The sequence below is a fragment of the uncultured Halovibrio sp. genome (genome assembly GCF_913056445.1).
In the GTDB taxonomy this organism is placed as follows: Bacteria; Pseudomonadota; Gammaproteobacteria; order Pseudomonadales; family Oleiphilaceae; genus Halospina; species Halospina utahensis_B.
Genome location: NZ_CAJXMA010000004.1, coordinates 70,665 through 85,728 on the forward strand (window position 1 = coordinate 70,665; position 15,064 = coordinate 85,728).

13 protein-coding genes are annotated in these 15,064 nt (G+C 60.4%); 5 read left to right on the top strand and 8 right to left on the bottom strand.

Annotated elements, in window-relative coordinates:
- Positions 1–130: 130 nt before the first annotated feature.
- On the top strand, positions 131–844 hold the full coding sequence (locus QZ501_RS02220; RefSeq protein WP_295716807.1) for a TorF family putative porin: 714 nt from the start codon (positions 131–133) through the stop codon (positions 842–844).
- A gap of 58 nt (positions 845–902) precedes the next feature.
- Here the strand turns inward: QZ501_RS02220 and pip are convergent, their stop codons facing one another.
- Positions 903–1,871 carry a prolyl aminopeptidase gene (gene pip / locus QZ501_RS02225; protein WP_295716809.1) on the bottom strand — a complete coding sequence of 323 codons (969 nt, stop codon included), beginning with the start codon at positions 1,869–1,871 and terminating at the stop codon, positions 903–905.
- A gap of 37 nt (positions 1,872–1,908) precedes the next feature.
- Entirely contained in the window at positions 1,909–3,720 is a 1,812-nt protein-coding gene (typA, locus tag QZ501_RS02230; RefSeq protein WP_151440424.1) for a translational GTPase TypA, read from the bottom strand.
- A 418-nt stretch (positions 3,721–4,138) separates the two neighbouring features.
- Between typA and glnA the strand changes: the two genes are divergently transcribed.
- From glnA to glnG, 4 genes are all read left to right on the top strand, one after another.
- On the top strand, positions 4,139–5,545 hold the full coding sequence (glnA, locus tag QZ501_RS02235; RefSeq protein WP_151440425.1) for a type I glutamate--ammonia ligase: 1,407 nt from the start codon (positions 4,139–4,141) through the stop codon (positions 5,543–5,545).
- A gap of 125 nt (positions 5,546–5,670) precedes the next feature.
- Positions 5,671–6,219 (top strand): DUF4124 domain-containing protein, encoded by a 549-nt coding sequence (locus QZ501_RS02240; protein ID WP_295716812.1) that lies wholly within the window; start codon positions 5,671–5,673, stop codon positions 6,217–6,219.
- Between the two features lie 209 nt (positions 6,220–6,428).
- Positions 6,429–7,499 (top strand): nitrogen regulation protein NR(II), encoded by a 1,071-nt coding sequence (gene glnL / locus QZ501_RS02245; protein WP_095618180.1) that lies wholly within the window; start codon positions 6,429–6,431, stop codon positions 7,497–7,499.
- Positions 7,496–8,929: a nitrogen regulation protein NR(I) gene (glnG, locus tag QZ501_RS02250; protein WP_295716815.1), complete on the top strand. Its 1,434-nt coding sequence runs from the start codon at positions 7,496–7,498 to the stop codon at positions 8,927–8,929. Before glnL ends, glnG begins: the two co-directional genes overlap by 4 nt.
- A gap of 9 nt (positions 8,930–8,938) precedes the next feature.
- Here glnG and QZ501_RS02255 read toward each other — a convergent pair whose 3' ends face one another.
- The 6 genes from QZ501_RS02255 to QZ501_RS02280 all read right to left on the bottom strand — a co-directional run.
- Entirely contained in the window at positions 8,939–12,592 is a 3,654-nt protein-coding gene (locus QZ501_RS02255) for a DUF6701 domain-containing protein (protein WP_295716817.1), read from the bottom strand.
- The gene (locus QZ501_RS02260; protein ID WP_295716819.1) at positions 12,589–13,002 is read right to left on the bottom strand and encodes a hypothetical protein; all 414 of its coding nucleotides are present in this window, start codon (positions 13,000–13,002) and stop codon (positions 12,589–12,591) included. Before QZ501_RS02260 ends, QZ501_RS02255 begins: the two co-directional genes overlap by 4 nt.
- The gene (locus QZ501_RS02265) at positions 12,992–13,798 is read right to left on the bottom strand and encodes a type II secretion system protein (RefSeq protein ID WP_295716821.1); all 807 of its coding nucleotides are present in this window, start codon (positions 13,796–13,798) and stop codon (positions 12,992–12,994) included. The genes QZ501_RS02260 and QZ501_RS02265 overlap by 11 nt, the downstream gene beginning before the upstream one ends.
- Entirely contained in the window at positions 13,798–14,313 is a 516-nt protein-coding gene (locus tag QZ501_RS02270) for a prepilin-type N-terminal cleavage/methylation domain-containing protein (protein WP_295716822.1), read from the bottom strand. The genes QZ501_RS02265 and QZ501_RS02270 overlap by 1 nt, the downstream gene beginning before the upstream one ends.
- Positions 14,306–14,812 carry a type II secretion system protein gene (locus QZ501_RS02275; RefSeq protein ID WP_295716824.1) on the bottom strand — a complete coding sequence of 169 codons (507 nt, stop codon included), beginning with the start codon at positions 14,810–14,812 and terminating at the stop codon, positions 14,306–14,308. The genes QZ501_RS02270 and QZ501_RS02275 overlap by 8 nt, the downstream gene beginning before the upstream one ends.
- Before the next feature lie 57 nt (positions 14,813–14,869).
- Positions 14,870–15,064, bottom strand: a 195-nt coding sequence (locus QZ501_RS02280; RefSeq protein WP_295716826.1) for a hypothetical protein, incomplete at its 5' end; no start/stop codon positions are given.

Consider the following 15,064-nt stretch of genomic DNA (forward strand, 5'->3'; position numbering starts at 1 on the left):
ACAACCGCCCCTAACCCTCTTTAGAGACTGATTTTAAGGGACTTTATAAAAAAAGGCACAGCGGCTGCTGTGGTAGGGACAAGTTGCACTGCAACGGAATTAATCAAAACAGCCAACGGAGGCTATTATCATGCAGACTCAACGTACCCGTCTTTTCAGCTGCATCGCTGCCGGATTCATGGGCGCTGGCGCAATGTTCGCCGCGTCACCCGCCGCCGCGTTCGATCCCAGCCTGAGCGCCAGCGTCGGCATTTCCAACATGTATCTGTTCCGCGGCGTCGACCTCAGTACCGGCGGTAACGCGCACGTTTCCGGCAGCCTCGATTTCGACAGCGGCGTCGGGCTCTATACCGGTGTATGGGCCGCCAGCGGCGACTCGAATCTGGGTCAGGAATACGATCTGTATGCGGGTTATGCCACAGACATTACCGATGACGTATCGGTGGATGTTGGTGCCATCAACTACATCTACCCCAGCCAGGACAAATCCACCTCCCCGGACCTCGTCGGTGACTTCTCCGAAGTCTATCTGAATGTCGAAGCCTATGGCGCAAGCCTTGGCTACGTGGATACAGTGGCTGGCCTGCCGGGTTACAGCTATATCACCGCCGGCTACGGCTACGACGCATTCAGTGCCACCGTTGGACATCACAGCTTTGACGATGCAGCTCAGGGCAACAGTTACGGCGGATTCGGAGAAGACATGACGCACCTGGACCTCTCGTTCCAGTTCAACGATGAACTCTCCTTCACCGCCAGCACAATTGTTGATGTAGACAATGACGACGACACTCGCCGCAGTACGCTGATCCAAGCTGTCTACAGCAAGTCCTTCAGCTTTTAACCCAACCCAACCGGCTCGTTCCATCCCATGGCGAGCCGGTCTGACGATTAGCCCCCCCCTATAGGAAGCCGAAATCCGGCCCGAAGCGATCACTCATCGCTTCGGTTGCCCGGATCAGTGCATCGACGATGGCGGGCTCCGAGGCCGCATGTCCGGCGTCACGGATAATGGAAAGATCCGCTTCCGGCCAGGCATCGTGCAGCGTGACAGCGTTCTCCAGCGGGCAGACCATGTCGTAGCGACCGTGAACCATACGGGCCGGTTTATCGCGGATGGCATCCAGGTTGTCCAGGATCCGGTTTTCCTCGATGAAACCGCCGTTGAGGAAGTAGTGACACTCGATACGGGCGAGGGAGAGCGCCAGATGCGCGTGCCCGAAACGCTCCACCGCTGCCGGGTTCGGGTGCAGGGTGGCACAGCGCCCCTCCCAGATCGCCCAGGTGCGGGCGGCCTGCAGGCGCTCCAGCTCGTTGTCGCTGTGCAGCAGCCGGTGGTAGGCACGGATCAGGTCATCCCGCTCACTCTCCGGGATAAGGGCGATGAAATCCTCCCAGTAATCCGGAAAGATCCGGCTGGCCCCGTCCTGCAGGAACCAGCTGATATCGCGCTCGCGGCAGAGAAAGATACCCCGAAGGATCAGCCCCAGAACCCGCTCCGGGTGGGATTGGGCGTACAACAGACTGAGCGTGGACCCCCATGAACCGCCAAACAGAAGCCACTGCTCAATGCCGAAGAACGCGCGGATGCGCTCCATGTCCTCAAGCAGATGGGCGGTGGTATTGTGCTCTACGGAAGCAAACGGGGTGGAGCGGCCGGAACCGCGCTGATCGAAGAGGATGATGCGGTAGCGCTCCGCATCAAAGAAACGGCGGGCAGTGCCATCACTGCCCGCACCCGGACCGCCGTGAACCACGAGCACCGGGATCCCGTCGGGATGCCCGGACTCCTCCAGGTAGAGACTGTGGCCATCCCCCACGTCCAGGCGATGGGTGGCGTAGGGGGCGATTTCCGGGTAAAGGGTCAGCATGCCCCAAGTCTAGGCGCCCGGGGCAGGCTCAGCCACCTTATTTCTTGCCGGCGCGCTTGCGATCCGTTTCAGTCAGCAGCTTCTTGCGGACCCGCAGGTTATTGGGCGTAACCTCCACCAGTTCATCGTCATCGATGAACTCAAGCGCGTTCTCGAGGGTCATCTCGATCGGCGGGGTCAGCACCAGGTTCTCGTCCGTACCAGCGGCACGCACGTTGGTGAGCTGCTTGCCCTTGGTCGGATTCACCGTCAGGTCATTCTCCCGCGCGTGAATACCGATAACCATACCCTCGTACACCTCGGCGCCCGGGCCCACCATCAGGCGGCCACGGTCCTGCAGCGTAAACAGAGAGTAGGCTGTGGTAGTGCCCTTGACCATGGAAACGATGGCACCGTTATGGCGGTGTTCGGCCATACCACCCTTGACCGGACCCCAGTGGTCAAACACGTGGGTCAGGATACCCGAGCCCTGGGTCAGGGTCAGGAACTGGGAGCGGAAACCGATCAGCCCGCGCGCCGGCATGATGAAATCAATCCGCACGCGCCCACGGCCGTCCGGCACCATGTTCTGCATCTCGGCGCGGCGGTTGCCCATCTCTTCCATGACCGAGCCCTGGTGCTGCTCTTCGATGTCGACCACGACCTGCTCGTAGGGCTCTTCCTTGGCGCCGTTGTTCTCACGCTGCACCACTTCGGGGCGTGAGACGCCCAGCTCAAAGCCTTCACGGCGCATGTTCTCGATCAGAACAGCCAGGTGCAGCTCACCACGGCCTGAGACCGTGAACTTTTCCGCTGCGTCGCCCTGCTCGACCCGCAGCGCCACGTTGTGCAGCAGCTCCTGCTCAAGGCGCTCCTTGATCTGGCGGCTGGTGACGTATTTGCCGTCCTGGCCAGCGAAGGGCGAATCGTTCACCTGGAACGTCATGCTTACGGTCGGCTCGTCCACGGTCAGCGCCGGCATCGCCTCGGGGGCTTCGCGGCTGCAGATCGTATCCGAGATGCGAAGGTTGCTGATGCCGGAGATACAGACAATATCGCCCGCGTTGGCTTCATCCACGTTCACGCGGTTAAGGCCGAGGAAGCCTTTCACTTCCAGCAGCTTGGCATTGCGCTGCTCCCCCTCGCGGTTAATCACGGCCACCTGCTGGCCGGGCTTCATCTGGCCGCCCTTGATGCGGCCCACGCCCAGCACGCCCACGTAGGGGTCGTAGTCCAGCGAGGAGACCTGCATCTGCAGGGATGCGTCCGGATCCACGCTCGGTGCCGGAACCTGGTTGACGATCATCTTGAACAGCGAATCCATGTCGTCTTCCAGGGCATCCGGATCCTCACCGGCAATGCCGTTGAGGGCGGAGGCGTAGACAATCGGGAAGTCCAGCTGGTCCTCGTTGGCGCCCAGTGCATCGAACAGGTCGAAGACTTCGTTGATCACCCAGTCCGGGCGGGCGCCTTCCCGGTCCACCTTGTTCACCACAACAATGGGGTTAAGCCCCTTGGCGAACGCCTTCTGGGTCACGAAGCGGGTCTGGGGCATGGGGCCGTCAACGGCGTCGACCAGCAGCAGGACCGAGTCGACCATGGACATGACCCGCTCCACCTCGCCACCGAAATCGGCGTGGCCGGGCGTGTCGACGATGTTGATCCGGTATTCGCCCCAGTTGATCGCAGTATTCTTGGAGAGGATGGTGATGCCCCGCTCCTTCTCCTGATCATCGGAGTCCATGATACGGTCAGTGTCCGATGACTTGCGATCCAGGGTCCCGGATTGCTGCAGCAGCTGGTCGACCAGCGTGGTCTTGCCATGGTCAACGTGTGCAATGATGGCGATGTTGCGAAGATTCTCAATCACGAAAAGGGCCTCTGAATCACTGGTATTTCGAATGAAGGGCGGTGAAAATGAGGGTCGATCCGGGCTTTCCCCGAACCAAGGGCGCGGATTGTACACGAACAGACCGAGTTATTCCATGAGGTCATTTCTGCAACGAGTAACAGGGGCATTTTCCGACGGGCCTCTGCTGCAGTCCAAAAACGCACCAGATTGGACCGGCCTCACGCGTTTGTGCACCGTAATAGTGCGTCGTGCAGCGACGTCAGCGCACCAGGATGACGCCAATGCCCTGTTATGCGGCCAGAAAAGAGCAAATCCGGTAATTGGCAAGCCTTTTGCTTAAGGGTGGTCAGGCACGCGAAAGGCCCCACCACGGTGCACAGGGCCGGAGCCACGAGCACTCTGCTCTACTCAAATGAACCACAGATGGAGTTCTGACATGTCCAAGAACACACTGAAGCTGATCCAGGAACACGACATCAAGTGGATCGACCTGCGATTCACCGACAGCCGCGGCAAGGAAATGCATGTCACCATGCCTGCCAGCGGGGCCGATGACGACTTCTTCACGGACGGCGCCACCTTCGATGGGTCCTCCATCAATGGCTGGAAGGGCATCAACGAGTCCGACATGATCCTGATGCCCGATGATGACGCAGTCACCCTGGATCCTTTCGCGGAAGAGCCCACCCTCAACATCACCTGTGACATCGTTGAGCCGGCAACCATGCAGGGCTATGAGCGTGATCCGCGCTCCGTGGCGCGGCGCACCGAGGATTACATGAAATCCCTGGGCATCGCGGATGCGGCCCTGTTCGGCCCTGAGCCCGAGTTCTTCGTGTTCGATTCCGCCAAGTGGAAAGTGGACATGGACTCCGCCATGTACGAAATCCACTCCGAGGAAGCCGCCTGGGTCTCCGGTGAGGACTTCGAGCGCAACAACACCGGCCACCGGCCCAAGGTGAAGGGCGGCTACTTCCCGGTACCCCCTGTGGATTCCCTGCACGACCTGCGTGGCGCCATGTGTGCCGCCATGGAATCCATGAACCTTGAGATTGAGGTGCACCACCACGAAGTCGGCACCGCCGGTCAGTGCGAGATCGGCGTTGGCCCGAATACGCTGACCCGCAAGGCGGACGAGGTGCAGATTCTCAAGTACTGCGTGCACAACGTGGCCCATGCCTTCGGCAAGACCGCCACCTTCATGCCCAAGCCGGTGGTCGGCGACAACGGCTCCGGCATGCACGTCAACATGTCGCTGAGCAAGGACGGCAAGAACATGTTCTCCGGCGACAGCTACGCCGGCCTGAGCGAAAATGCCCTCTACTACATCGGCGGCATCATCAAGCATGCCAGGGCCATCAACGCGTTCACCAACGCGTCCACCAACTCCTACAAGCGCCTGGTTCCAGGCTTCGAAGCGCCGGTGATGCTCGCCTACTCCGCGCGCAACCGCTCCGCGTCCATCCGGATCCCGTACACCAACAACCCCAAGGCACGCCGGATCGAGGTGCGCTTCCCGGACCCGTCCGCCAACCCTTACCTGGCGTTCTCCGCGCTGGTCATGGCGGGCCTGGACGGCATCCAGAACAAGATCCACCCCGGCGAAGCCATGGACAAGGATCTCTACGATCTGCCCAAGGAAGAGGCACTGGAAATCCCGACCGTGTCGGAGACCTTCCAGGAAGCGCTGGACGCTCTCGAAGCGGACCACGAGTTCCTGACCCAGGGCGGCGTCTTCACCGAAGACATGATCCAGGGCTACATCGACCTCAAGCGTGAGGATGTAACCCGCTACAACATGACCACCCATCCGGTGGAATTCGACATGTACTACTCCGTGTAAACACGGCTCCAGTACCTGTCAGAACCCGGCCCGGGGCAACCCGCGCCGGGTTTTTTGTTGCATTGGCAACGCGGTGCTTGAATAATCGGGAAAGGATATCCGTCCGTCCCGAATCCGGAGGCTCCGTGTTCCGATCAACAATTGCCCTCACAGCGCTGGTCCTGGCCTTTCTCCTGCCCTTGTGCAGCAGCACCGTGGCCGGTGAGATCTACCGGCACGTGGACGAGAACGGCAACGTAACCTATTCGGACGAGCCGGCCGGCGATGACAGCGAAGCCATGGAACTGGAGCCCTTGCCGGAGGTCAGCCTGCCCGATGGCGCAGCGCGCGAACGCCGCAACAGCGAACGCGAGGGCGACGGCGGAAACAACGACAAGCAGGGCTACGAGTCCATCGAGATCACCCAGCCGGAACACGACAGCGCTTTCTGGCGCGGCGATGGGCTGGTCGTGGTACGCATCCAGTCCCAGCCCTCGCTGCGTTCCGGTCACCGCTTTGCCCTCGAACTGGATGGCGAGAGAACCCGCCAGAGCCGCAGCACCAGCTTCACGCTGGAGAACATGAACCGGGGTACCCACGAGATCGTGATCCATGTGGTCAACGCCAACGGCGAGACAATCAGCTCCTCCGATGTCACCCGATTCACCCTGCACCGCCCCTCGCAACTGAACTGAAGACCGGCTCGCCGGGACCCCCCTGGCGACACCGCCCGCGTCCAGACTGCGACCGCTTCAATGCACTGTATTGGTGCGCACGAAAACCTTCTGCATTAGCATGGGGCAGAACGCGATTCCAACCGTGCACTGATTCGGCCCAGCAGCGCTTTTACACCGACCCAGAAGCTGGTTTGATTCTTGCAGAGCCTGTTCCCAGGAGGGGACCTATGACCGAACCCATGCACCAGCGCATCCTGGACAATCTGGCGACAGCGGTTCTGGTGCTCGATCACGACAAACGCACGCGCTACCTGAACCCAGCTGCCGAGATGCTGCTCCAGACCAGTGGCGACCGCATCCGCGGCCTGCCGGTGACCAGTATCTTCGTGGAGCCGGACGCGGCCCTGCAGACGCTCACCGAGACTGCCGCCACCGGCCATACCTTCACCAAGCGCGAAGCGGAACTGCTGCTGCCCAGTGGCCAGCTGATCTGCGTGGACTATTCCATCTCACCGTTCCCCGGGGACGACCCCCTGCTGCTGATGGAAATCCAGCAACGGGACCGTCTCCAGCGCATCTCGCGGGAAGAGGAACTCCTCACCCAGCAGGAGACCACGCGTACCCTGGTGCGGGGCATGGCCCACGAGATCAAGAACCCTCTGGGCGGTATCCGTGGGGCGGCCCAGCTGCTGGAACGTGAGCTGGAGAACGCGGAACTGCGCGACTTCACGCGGGTGATCATGGAGGAGGCGGACCGGCTGCGCACCCTGGTGGATCGGATGCTGGGCCCGAACCGGGCCATCGAGACAGCCCCCACCAACATCCATGATGTGGTTGAACATGTGCGTACCCTGCTGGAAGCCGAAGGCGGCAGCCAGGTCAGCCTTGTGCGGGACTACGATCCCAGTATCCCCGAGTTCATGGGCGACCGCGAGCAGCTGATCCAGGCCATCCTCAACATTGCGCGCAATGCCCTGGAAGTGCTTACCAAGCACCCGCCGGAGGATGCAGAGCCCACGATCACCATGCGTACCCGCGCCCTGCGCCAGTTCACCATCGGCCATACGCGCCACCGGCTGGTCTGCCGGGTGGACATCATCGACAACGGGCCCGGCATTCCACGCGAGCTTCAACCGAACATTTTCTACCCCATGATCAGCGGCCGCCCCGATGGCACCGGGCTCGGGCTGGCCATTACCCAGAGCATCGTGGGGCAGCACCAGGGCCTGGTGGAATGTGAGAGCCAGCCCGGCTGCACCCGATTCATCATCTTTCTTCCCCTGGAGGCCTCCGAATGAGCGCCACTGTCTGGATCATCGACGACGACCGCAGCATCCGCTGGGTGCTGGAGCGCGCACTGAGCCGCGCCGACCTTGAAACGGTCAGCTTTGAAAGCGGCGAAGGCATACTGGAACGGCTTGAGCAGGACCAGCCGGATGCTGTGATCAGCGATATCCGAATGCCCGGCATCGATGGCATCACCCTGCTGCGCTCCATCAGTGAACGCTTCCCCATGGTGCCGGTCATCATCATGACGGCCCACTCGGATCTGGACAGCGCGGTCTCTTCCTATCAGACTGGCGCTTTTGAATACCTGCCCAAACCCTTTGACGTGGACGAGGCCCTCTCCCTCATCCAGCGCGCCATTGATCATGGCCGGGAGCAGCGCTCAAGCGCCCGTGAGCGGGAGGCGGAACACGCCGGCGAGAATGCCGAGATCATCGGTGAGGCCCCCGCCATGCAGGAAGTTTTCCGGGCCATAGGGCGCCTTTCGCACTCCAACATCACAGTACTGATCAACGGGGAAAGCGGCACAGGCAAGGAACTGGTCGCACGCGCCCTGCACAACCACAGTCCGCGCTCAGGCGGCCCCTTCGTGGCCCTGAATATGGCCGCCATTCCACGGGACCTGATCGAATCCGAGCTGTTCGGCCACGAGAAAGGCGCCTTCACCGGCGCCAACGCTGCCCGCCAGGGCCGCTTTGAGCAGTCCAACGGTGGCACCCTGTTTCTGGACGAGATCGGTGACATGCCGGCGGACACCCAGACCCGCCTGCTCCGCGTTCTGGCCGACGGCGAATTCTACCGCGTCGGCGGCGCCACACCTGTTCGAGCGGACGTGCGCATCATCGCCGCCACCCACCAGAACCTGGAGGAACGGGTACGCGAAGGCAGCTTCCGCGAGGACCTTTTCCACCGGCTCAACGTCATCCGCGTTCACCTGCCAACGCTCAGCGAGCGGCGGGAGGACATCCCGCTGCTGATGCGCCACTTCCTCAAACAGGCCGCACATGAACTGAATGTCGAGCCCAAGATCCTCAAGGAAGAGACCGAGACCTACCTCAGCACCCTGCCTTGGCCCGGCAACGTGCGCCAGCTCGAGAACGTGTGCCGCTGGCTGACCGTGATGGCCTCCGGCCGCGAGATCCACGTGAACGACCTGCCCCGGGAACTGCTGGAGCAGGAGGAAGGAAGCAGCAACGCCGGCAGCTGGCAGGAGCAGCTGCGCGACTGGGCGGACCGAGCACTGAAACAGGGGAAACACCCGATCCTGGATACCGCGTTACCGGAATTCGAACGCGTGATGATCGAAACCGCCCTCAAACACACCGGCGGCCGGCGGCGGGATGCGGCGAACCTTCTGGGCTGGGGGCGGAATACGCTGACGCGGAAGATCAAGGAACTTGGTATGGATGAGCACGCCGAAGAGGCGCCACAGGAAGACTGACCCCCGCTCCTACTGGACCTCCCGCCAGTAGATGATGCGATCGTGACCCCGATAAACGCCGAAGGTAGCAGTGGCGCTCGGGTTCTGGAGATTGCCGTCGCTGTCGAAAGGTTTCAGCCAGTCAGGCACATTGAGCAGCTCAACCTCACTCTGGCGGTCGTCAGGGTCGACCGGATCACGCCCTGAGCGCAGAAGAATCTCATTACCAGATTTGGGTTGGCCACCGGAAAGACCGTACGTCTCCGCTGTAGAGTCTCCTGACCTAACATTATCCGCCACATCCTGCGAAGCGATCTGAATATCTCCTCCATCTTCCTCATTCCAGGGACTGTACTGGAAACACCCTTCCCCGCTTTCCGCAGGAGGAACGTCACTCTCGTCAGCGGTGTTCAGCCTGAAGCGCTCACCATCCCAATACTCAGCCCTGAGCGGCATAATGAGGTCCACGTTCTCCGGGCCGTAAACACTGCCCAGACTGATACGGCCATAACGGATCTCCACACCGGCGGGATCCAGAGTGACAGGGTTCTGACTCTCCATCAGCTGCGCATCACCGTCATCAACACCATCAACCTCCAGAGTGAGATTGCTCGTGAACGGCTCGATCCGTGCGCCCTCAGTCCGGATGTAGATGAATTCATCACCGACGAACTGATAGAGCATATTCCCATCTTCCAGAGGGGTCAGGTCTCCCTCAGGCGCTTGATCAACCGACACGTCGAGACCATTGTCAGCATCCTCTTCAGGGAAGATTCGCGAGACATCCCCGGCCTCCAGCAACTGCCATGTTTCACGATAATTGGTGACCTGAGGCGCGGTCCCTGATGCCCGATAGGCTTTCGGTGTGATGGTCAGTTCCGGTGCCTGAGCCGGATCATAGCCATGCGGCTGCCCAGTGTACGCAAAGTTATTGCAGGTCGGCTCAAAAGCCCCGTCTGACGGCTCGACAGCAAACATTTCCGGGTGGAACCTACCCACGAAGCCCGACCGGCCCCGAACCATTACCGACCGACCAAGATAGCCACCATCCAGTAATGCCTGCACAGCAATACTGCCCGCTTCATCAAACTGGGTCGTAACAGAGCCCTGCCCATCAGTGAACGCGTCGACCTCCGGCATACCGGCCAAGCCCGGATCCGCTGGGTTGGGCGGTCCGGCAACCAGGGTAGAGGACAACTCCGCGACGGGTTTACTGCCGCCAAAGGAAGCAGTTGACGCGTTATCCGAAAGATCCGCCCGATTCGTTGGATCCGGCGTCTCATGACCATCCGGCTCCCCATCATCATTGCCATCATCAGCTGCCTGCCACTGTACCGCCCGCACACTGACGTCGAACGGACGCCCCGCAGCCTGAAATGCATCGCCGGTGGGGGATGAAGCGCCTGGATTGTCGGGGACGGAGACATGAAACGCGAATGGGCGAACAGTCCATTCCGGCCCCTGCCCGCTCACCGGCAAGGGGTTCCCTTCTTCATCCTGAACAATACCGGAACTGTCATCCAGGACATTCAATGAATACTGAGCTACATCCGTGGCCTGCCATGGCAGTTCCGCAATACCCTCATTGAACACCACATCAACATTTCCGGATCCTGGCTCCGAGTCTGGCAGGCCACCACTGCCATCCAGAGAGGGGGCCTCTCCACCTGGATCCTGATCTGCACGATCCAGCCATGCTTTCAGAGCCACGGCACCATCATAAGCAGTAATCGGCCCGCACTGCTGATCCTGTCCACGTCCATAAGCGGCGATCTCAACTTGATGATCACGACCAGCAACAAAATCCGTTCCGAGAGGATCCGTAGACTGGATCTGGAATATGTTTTCCCGGAACTGGATAGGATCCGAGGTCGTGCCTACCTGGGCCCCACTATCAACAACGCTGACGGTGAGCCGGTCCGCCAACTCGTTCGCCAGAGCCAGCGTCACCTGACCTTCATCCGCATCAACAAACTGGTACTGTGCAGCACCATTATTGTCATTGTCAGGGGAAGGAGTCAGACCGCCCTCCCCATCCGCAATCGACCAGTTGCCATTGCCGGACGAGGTTGAAAGATCGACAGCCCCGGTATAATCAGCAACCTGTGCCCCCGAGCTGTTGATGGCGGTGATCTGGATTGGCAATGGTTCACACACACTGGCAACGGATGAAGCATTGATCTCGAAACCTGCCAGACCTGTGTTGCAGGCTCTGCTTTCATTGGCCAGACGCACCGCCTGCGAACTGCTGATCGCACTGGCGGAATAGCGGAACTCATCAAAATCAAACGCCGCGGGGGCGGTTCCATCGGAAAAACCGCCAATCTGGATTGCAGAGTCGGCTTCAACAACGGAACGTCCTCTTTCGTAATCCTCCCTGATGACCTCTTCATTGCCATTCACATACATAACCAGCTCATTGGTTTCAAGATCATGGCTTACGGCAACATGCACCCAGTTCCCTGAGAAAGGATCTGTTTCAGTGCCTGCATCCGGAGTCCATCGCAACTCGCGCTGCCGGATACTGCCCTGTCCCTGGCCCTGCCCCTGACGTGTATGAACGACAAAGACGAGATCCCGACTTCCCCCGCGAAAATCCGCCAGCACTTCAGCCCTTTCGGCATAGAAGTCGGTTACATCGCCTACTGCGACAATACTGGGCGTGTCGCTGGTCTGTTGCCCCTCCTCCATCCGCACCCAGAAGCCCATGCTGAATGAGTCACTGTTATTAGCGACGTCTGATTGGGCAGTTATGTTGCCGTCGGCTGGTATGGATGCAAAACCACAGGTGCCCGGGGAATTGGGAATCGCGCCGTCTTCCCCCGCGCTGACGAAAGATGCTCCGTTTGAGGTGCCCGTATTACCGTTCCCGCTCTGATCCGGAACGGAGGCCGCCCCCTCCCAGTCCCCATCAAACCAGTAGGCAATGTCAGCGGAAGCTTTGAGCGGGTCACCGTTCGTAGTTATCCGGATCTTGCCGTCGGCACCGGCACCCCCTTCCATATCAGGACATAAAAAGCATGTGGTAGCTCCACCTCCTCCACCTCCAGGAGCTTCACCTGGGCTTCCGGACTGATAATCTCCAAATTCGGTTTCCGCGCCATCACCAACGCTGCCGCTATCCTGGCCCGCCAGCCCTCCTTCAGGGGTTTGACCATCAGCACCATTCCCTGCTGGACCAGCTGAAGCACCACCTCCCCCAGCTTGCCTGTCCGTCTCCAAAAATCCGCCTGTTTCCCCTGAGCCTCCGGTACCGCCTTGATAGACCTCAGCACCAACACCGGAACCACCTACAGCCCCTTCGTCGTCGTCAAGCGGAACACTTTCGCCCCCAAAAGCTTCAACATCCCCCGCAGGCCCCCTCAGAAAGGAGCTTTCACCCGCTTCGCTACTGCTACTTCCAGAACCAACCTGGTACTCGTAAGTTTCCCCCGGGTTTACCTGGAACGTCTCGATGACATAGCCACCACCGCCACCACCACCAGCAGCTCCAGGACGTTGACGGCTACCACCACGCCCCCCACCACCCCAGAGCTCAACGGTGATCTCGGAAACATTGTCAGGCACAACCAGGGTTCCAGCTCCCGGTTCCGATAGCACCTGCTCTGCAGCACCACCTGTGCGAACAGTTAGAATGGAAGCAATAATGAAAAACAGTGTCAGACTTCCACTTAGCCGCTTCATCGAGCCAATACCTCCACCGTGCGGCTGGCCACATCCGCTCCGCTGCCGCATTGCCCATGGCTCTCAATACGGAAGACCTTCTCCTGTGTGCTGAGGTCAGTACACTTGACGTCCGCCTCACAGTCCCTGAGACCGTTGCTGAAACCATCAAAAGTACGGGATCCGAAACCACAACCCTCCCCTTCATCCTGCAGGGTCATGGCCAGCTGCGCACCGGACTCCGCCGCGTAGTAGGCTCGCGTGGACTGGATGTCCAGCGCCTCAGCCTCACCGGTGGTCTGTTGGAGCTGCGCAATGGTCGAGACAATCAGTGCCATGACCGTAATCAGGAAGATGGCCATCACCAGTCCGGCACCGCCCTGGGACGAGCGGCGCCCCTGGGACTGCAGAGGGTGTGGTTCAGGGAACATTGCGCACCTGTACCTCCTGGGCCACAGAGAGGGACTCCTCAGAGTCCGCCGACTGCAGCGTAAATTCAAAGGTCACCACGCCGTTGCGCTGACGTGTCGGCGGTATAAAACTGAAAATCAGTGGCCCGTCGCCAAGCGGCATCGCAACCACCTCACGAACACCTCCACTGGGCCGGCCACCACTGGCGTTAAGCCCATAGCCGGAATACCGGAAAAGGTAGCGACTATTGGTCCCCGTGCCACGACAGAAACTCACCGGATCTCCGGTAAGCGTTACGCGTCGCTGTGGTGAATGCTCTGGAAACGTATGGGGCGAACTGAGCGTGACAGTGCGCTCCTCCCCGGACCCGCTGACCGACCCCAGCCCCGCCCGGGTTTCAGCCCCCGTCTCATACAGTCCATCCGGGAAGTCACTCTCGGCATAGGGATAGATGAACACTCGGATGGCTTGCTCCGTCGAGCGCGAGAAAGGTACTGCCTGGAACTCGGACAGCGCCCGTTTGGGTTCAAAGCTATCCGCACCGTCCACGTACCAGGACCCCGCCACGATCGGGAAAAACTCGATGCACTCCCCACCTTCACTGGTGCGGATGCTGCCCGGCAATGCCGAGCGCAACTCACGGCTGACCTGCTCGGAAGCAACCCCTGCTCCGAGTGCCAGACGCTGGCGATTGGCGGTATCCAGCGCCCCCTGAGTGGAGAACTGAATGAAGCGCACCGAGATGGCCGCGATGATGCCCAGGATCACGATCACCATGACCAGCTCCGTCAGCGTGAAGCCCTGCTGGCGGCGCATCAGAAGTTACCCTTGTAGGCTGTGAACGTCATGCTCGGCCCCTGGGCTGGATAGACCATGACGTCAATGCGCTTGGCGTCATCGCCCACACCCACTTCGGCCCCGGCACAGGTAACGCTTACTTCTACACGATACCCTTGATAGGCCTCGCCAAAACCACCGGATACCAAGCGCGGCGGCGAGTCCTCCAGCCCCTGATAGTCATTCACCGTCTTGTAATCGGCACGCTCTTTCCCGCCACCCGTACCTGTATCGTTACAGCCACTGGCGGAAGGACTACCGCCCGGGCCGACCCCCGGCCCGAACCGCCGCGCAAGAATCTCGTCCAGGTAGGCCTGACCCACGGCAGTGGTCCGTGACTGATAAAGCGTGTTCGCACTGCGCCCCACCACCAGTGAATAGCTACCAATCACACCGGCGATGGCAACCCCGACGATCACAATCGTGATCACCAGCTCGATCAGGGTGACACCGAACTGCCGTCTGGAGGGATAACAAGAACAGGAGTCAGCCATCAACGCAGCGCTCCGGGTAGGCAAACCCTGAAGCGGAGACACAGGCCGGGTGGCCTGCGCCTCCATCCGCAGGAACAAAGGTCAGATCAACTCCGCTACCCGCGGCCACTGGCTCATCACTGGCATTGACCCGTCGGCTGCCCCGGTAATACAGAGTGCCAGGGTTATTCTGAAGGCTAGCTCCTTCCCGAGCGGCCGTCCGGGCACCTTCCTGGTTTTCACTACACCCCGCATCCGCTTTAGTGGAAACACGAAAACACCACTGCCCCGCCGATTCATTGATAGTCAGGGCAATGGTGGTGTCAGTGTTGGCAAGGGCTCGCTTCTGCGCAAGAAGGGAGGAAGAAACAAACTGATCCCTACCAGCACCAGCAGTGTAGGTTGCCGGCGATGCCAGAAGGCCGATTCCAAGGGCGCTGACTATGCCGACCAAAATCAGCGTAATGACAAGCTCAATCAGGGTGAAGCCGAACTCACTTGATACCGGACCAGACTCCATACACGTCTGACTCCCTGGCCGCCCCCGATCAACAATCACACTTCCAGGGAATATCTATCAACAACCGCCAGTGCTCACGTTGATCGTCGGCGGAGTGTCAGTACCTGTCGCCTGATTATACTCAACCTGACAATTTGCGGGGTTAGTAGCCCCATCCGCCTGGACGGTTAGGGGCTCGCCGTCATTAACCGTATAGTCCGCCTCATTAATCTGAGCGGCCGCCATGATCCCGTTCGGAGTGCTGGCATCAGC

Coding starts and splice junctions, on each gene's coding strand:
- QZ501_RS02220 (WP_295716807.1), top strand. CDS start 131: ATGCAGACTCAACGTACCCGTCTTTTCAGCTGCATCGCTGCCGGATTC.
- pip (WP_295716809.1), bottom strand. CDS start 1,871: ATGCTGACCCTTTACCCGGAAATCGCCCCCTACGCCACCCATCGCCTG.
- glnA (WP_151440425.1), top strand. CDS start 4,139: ATGTCCAAGAACACACTGAAGCTGATCCAGGAACACGACATCAAGTGG.
- glnL (WP_095618180.1), top strand. CDS start 6,429: ATGACCGAACCCATGCACCAGCGCATCCTGGACAATCTGGCGACAGCG.
- glnG (WP_295716815.1), top strand. CDS start 7,496: ATGAGCGCCACTGTCTGGATCATCGACGACGACCGCAGCATCCGCTGG.
- QZ501_RS02255 (WP_295716817.1), bottom strand. CDS start 12,592: ATGAAGCGGCTAAGTGGAAGTCTGACACTGTTTTTCATTATTGCTTCC.
- QZ501_RS02260 (WP_295716819.1), bottom strand. CDS start 13,002: ATGTTCCCTGAACCACACCCTCTGCAGTCCCAGGGGCGCCGCTCGTCC.
- QZ501_RS02265 (WP_295716821.1), bottom strand. CDS start 13,798: ATGCGCCGCCAGCAGGGCTTCACGCTGACGGAGCTGGTCATGGTGATC.
- QZ501_RS02270 (WP_295716822.1), bottom strand. CDS start 14,313: ATGGCTGACTCCTGTTCTTGTTATCCCTCCAGACGGCAGTTCGGTGTC.
- QZ501_RS02275 (WP_295716824.1), bottom strand. CDS start 14,812: ATGGAGTCTGGTCCGGTATCAAGTGAGTTCGGCTTCACCCTGATTGAG.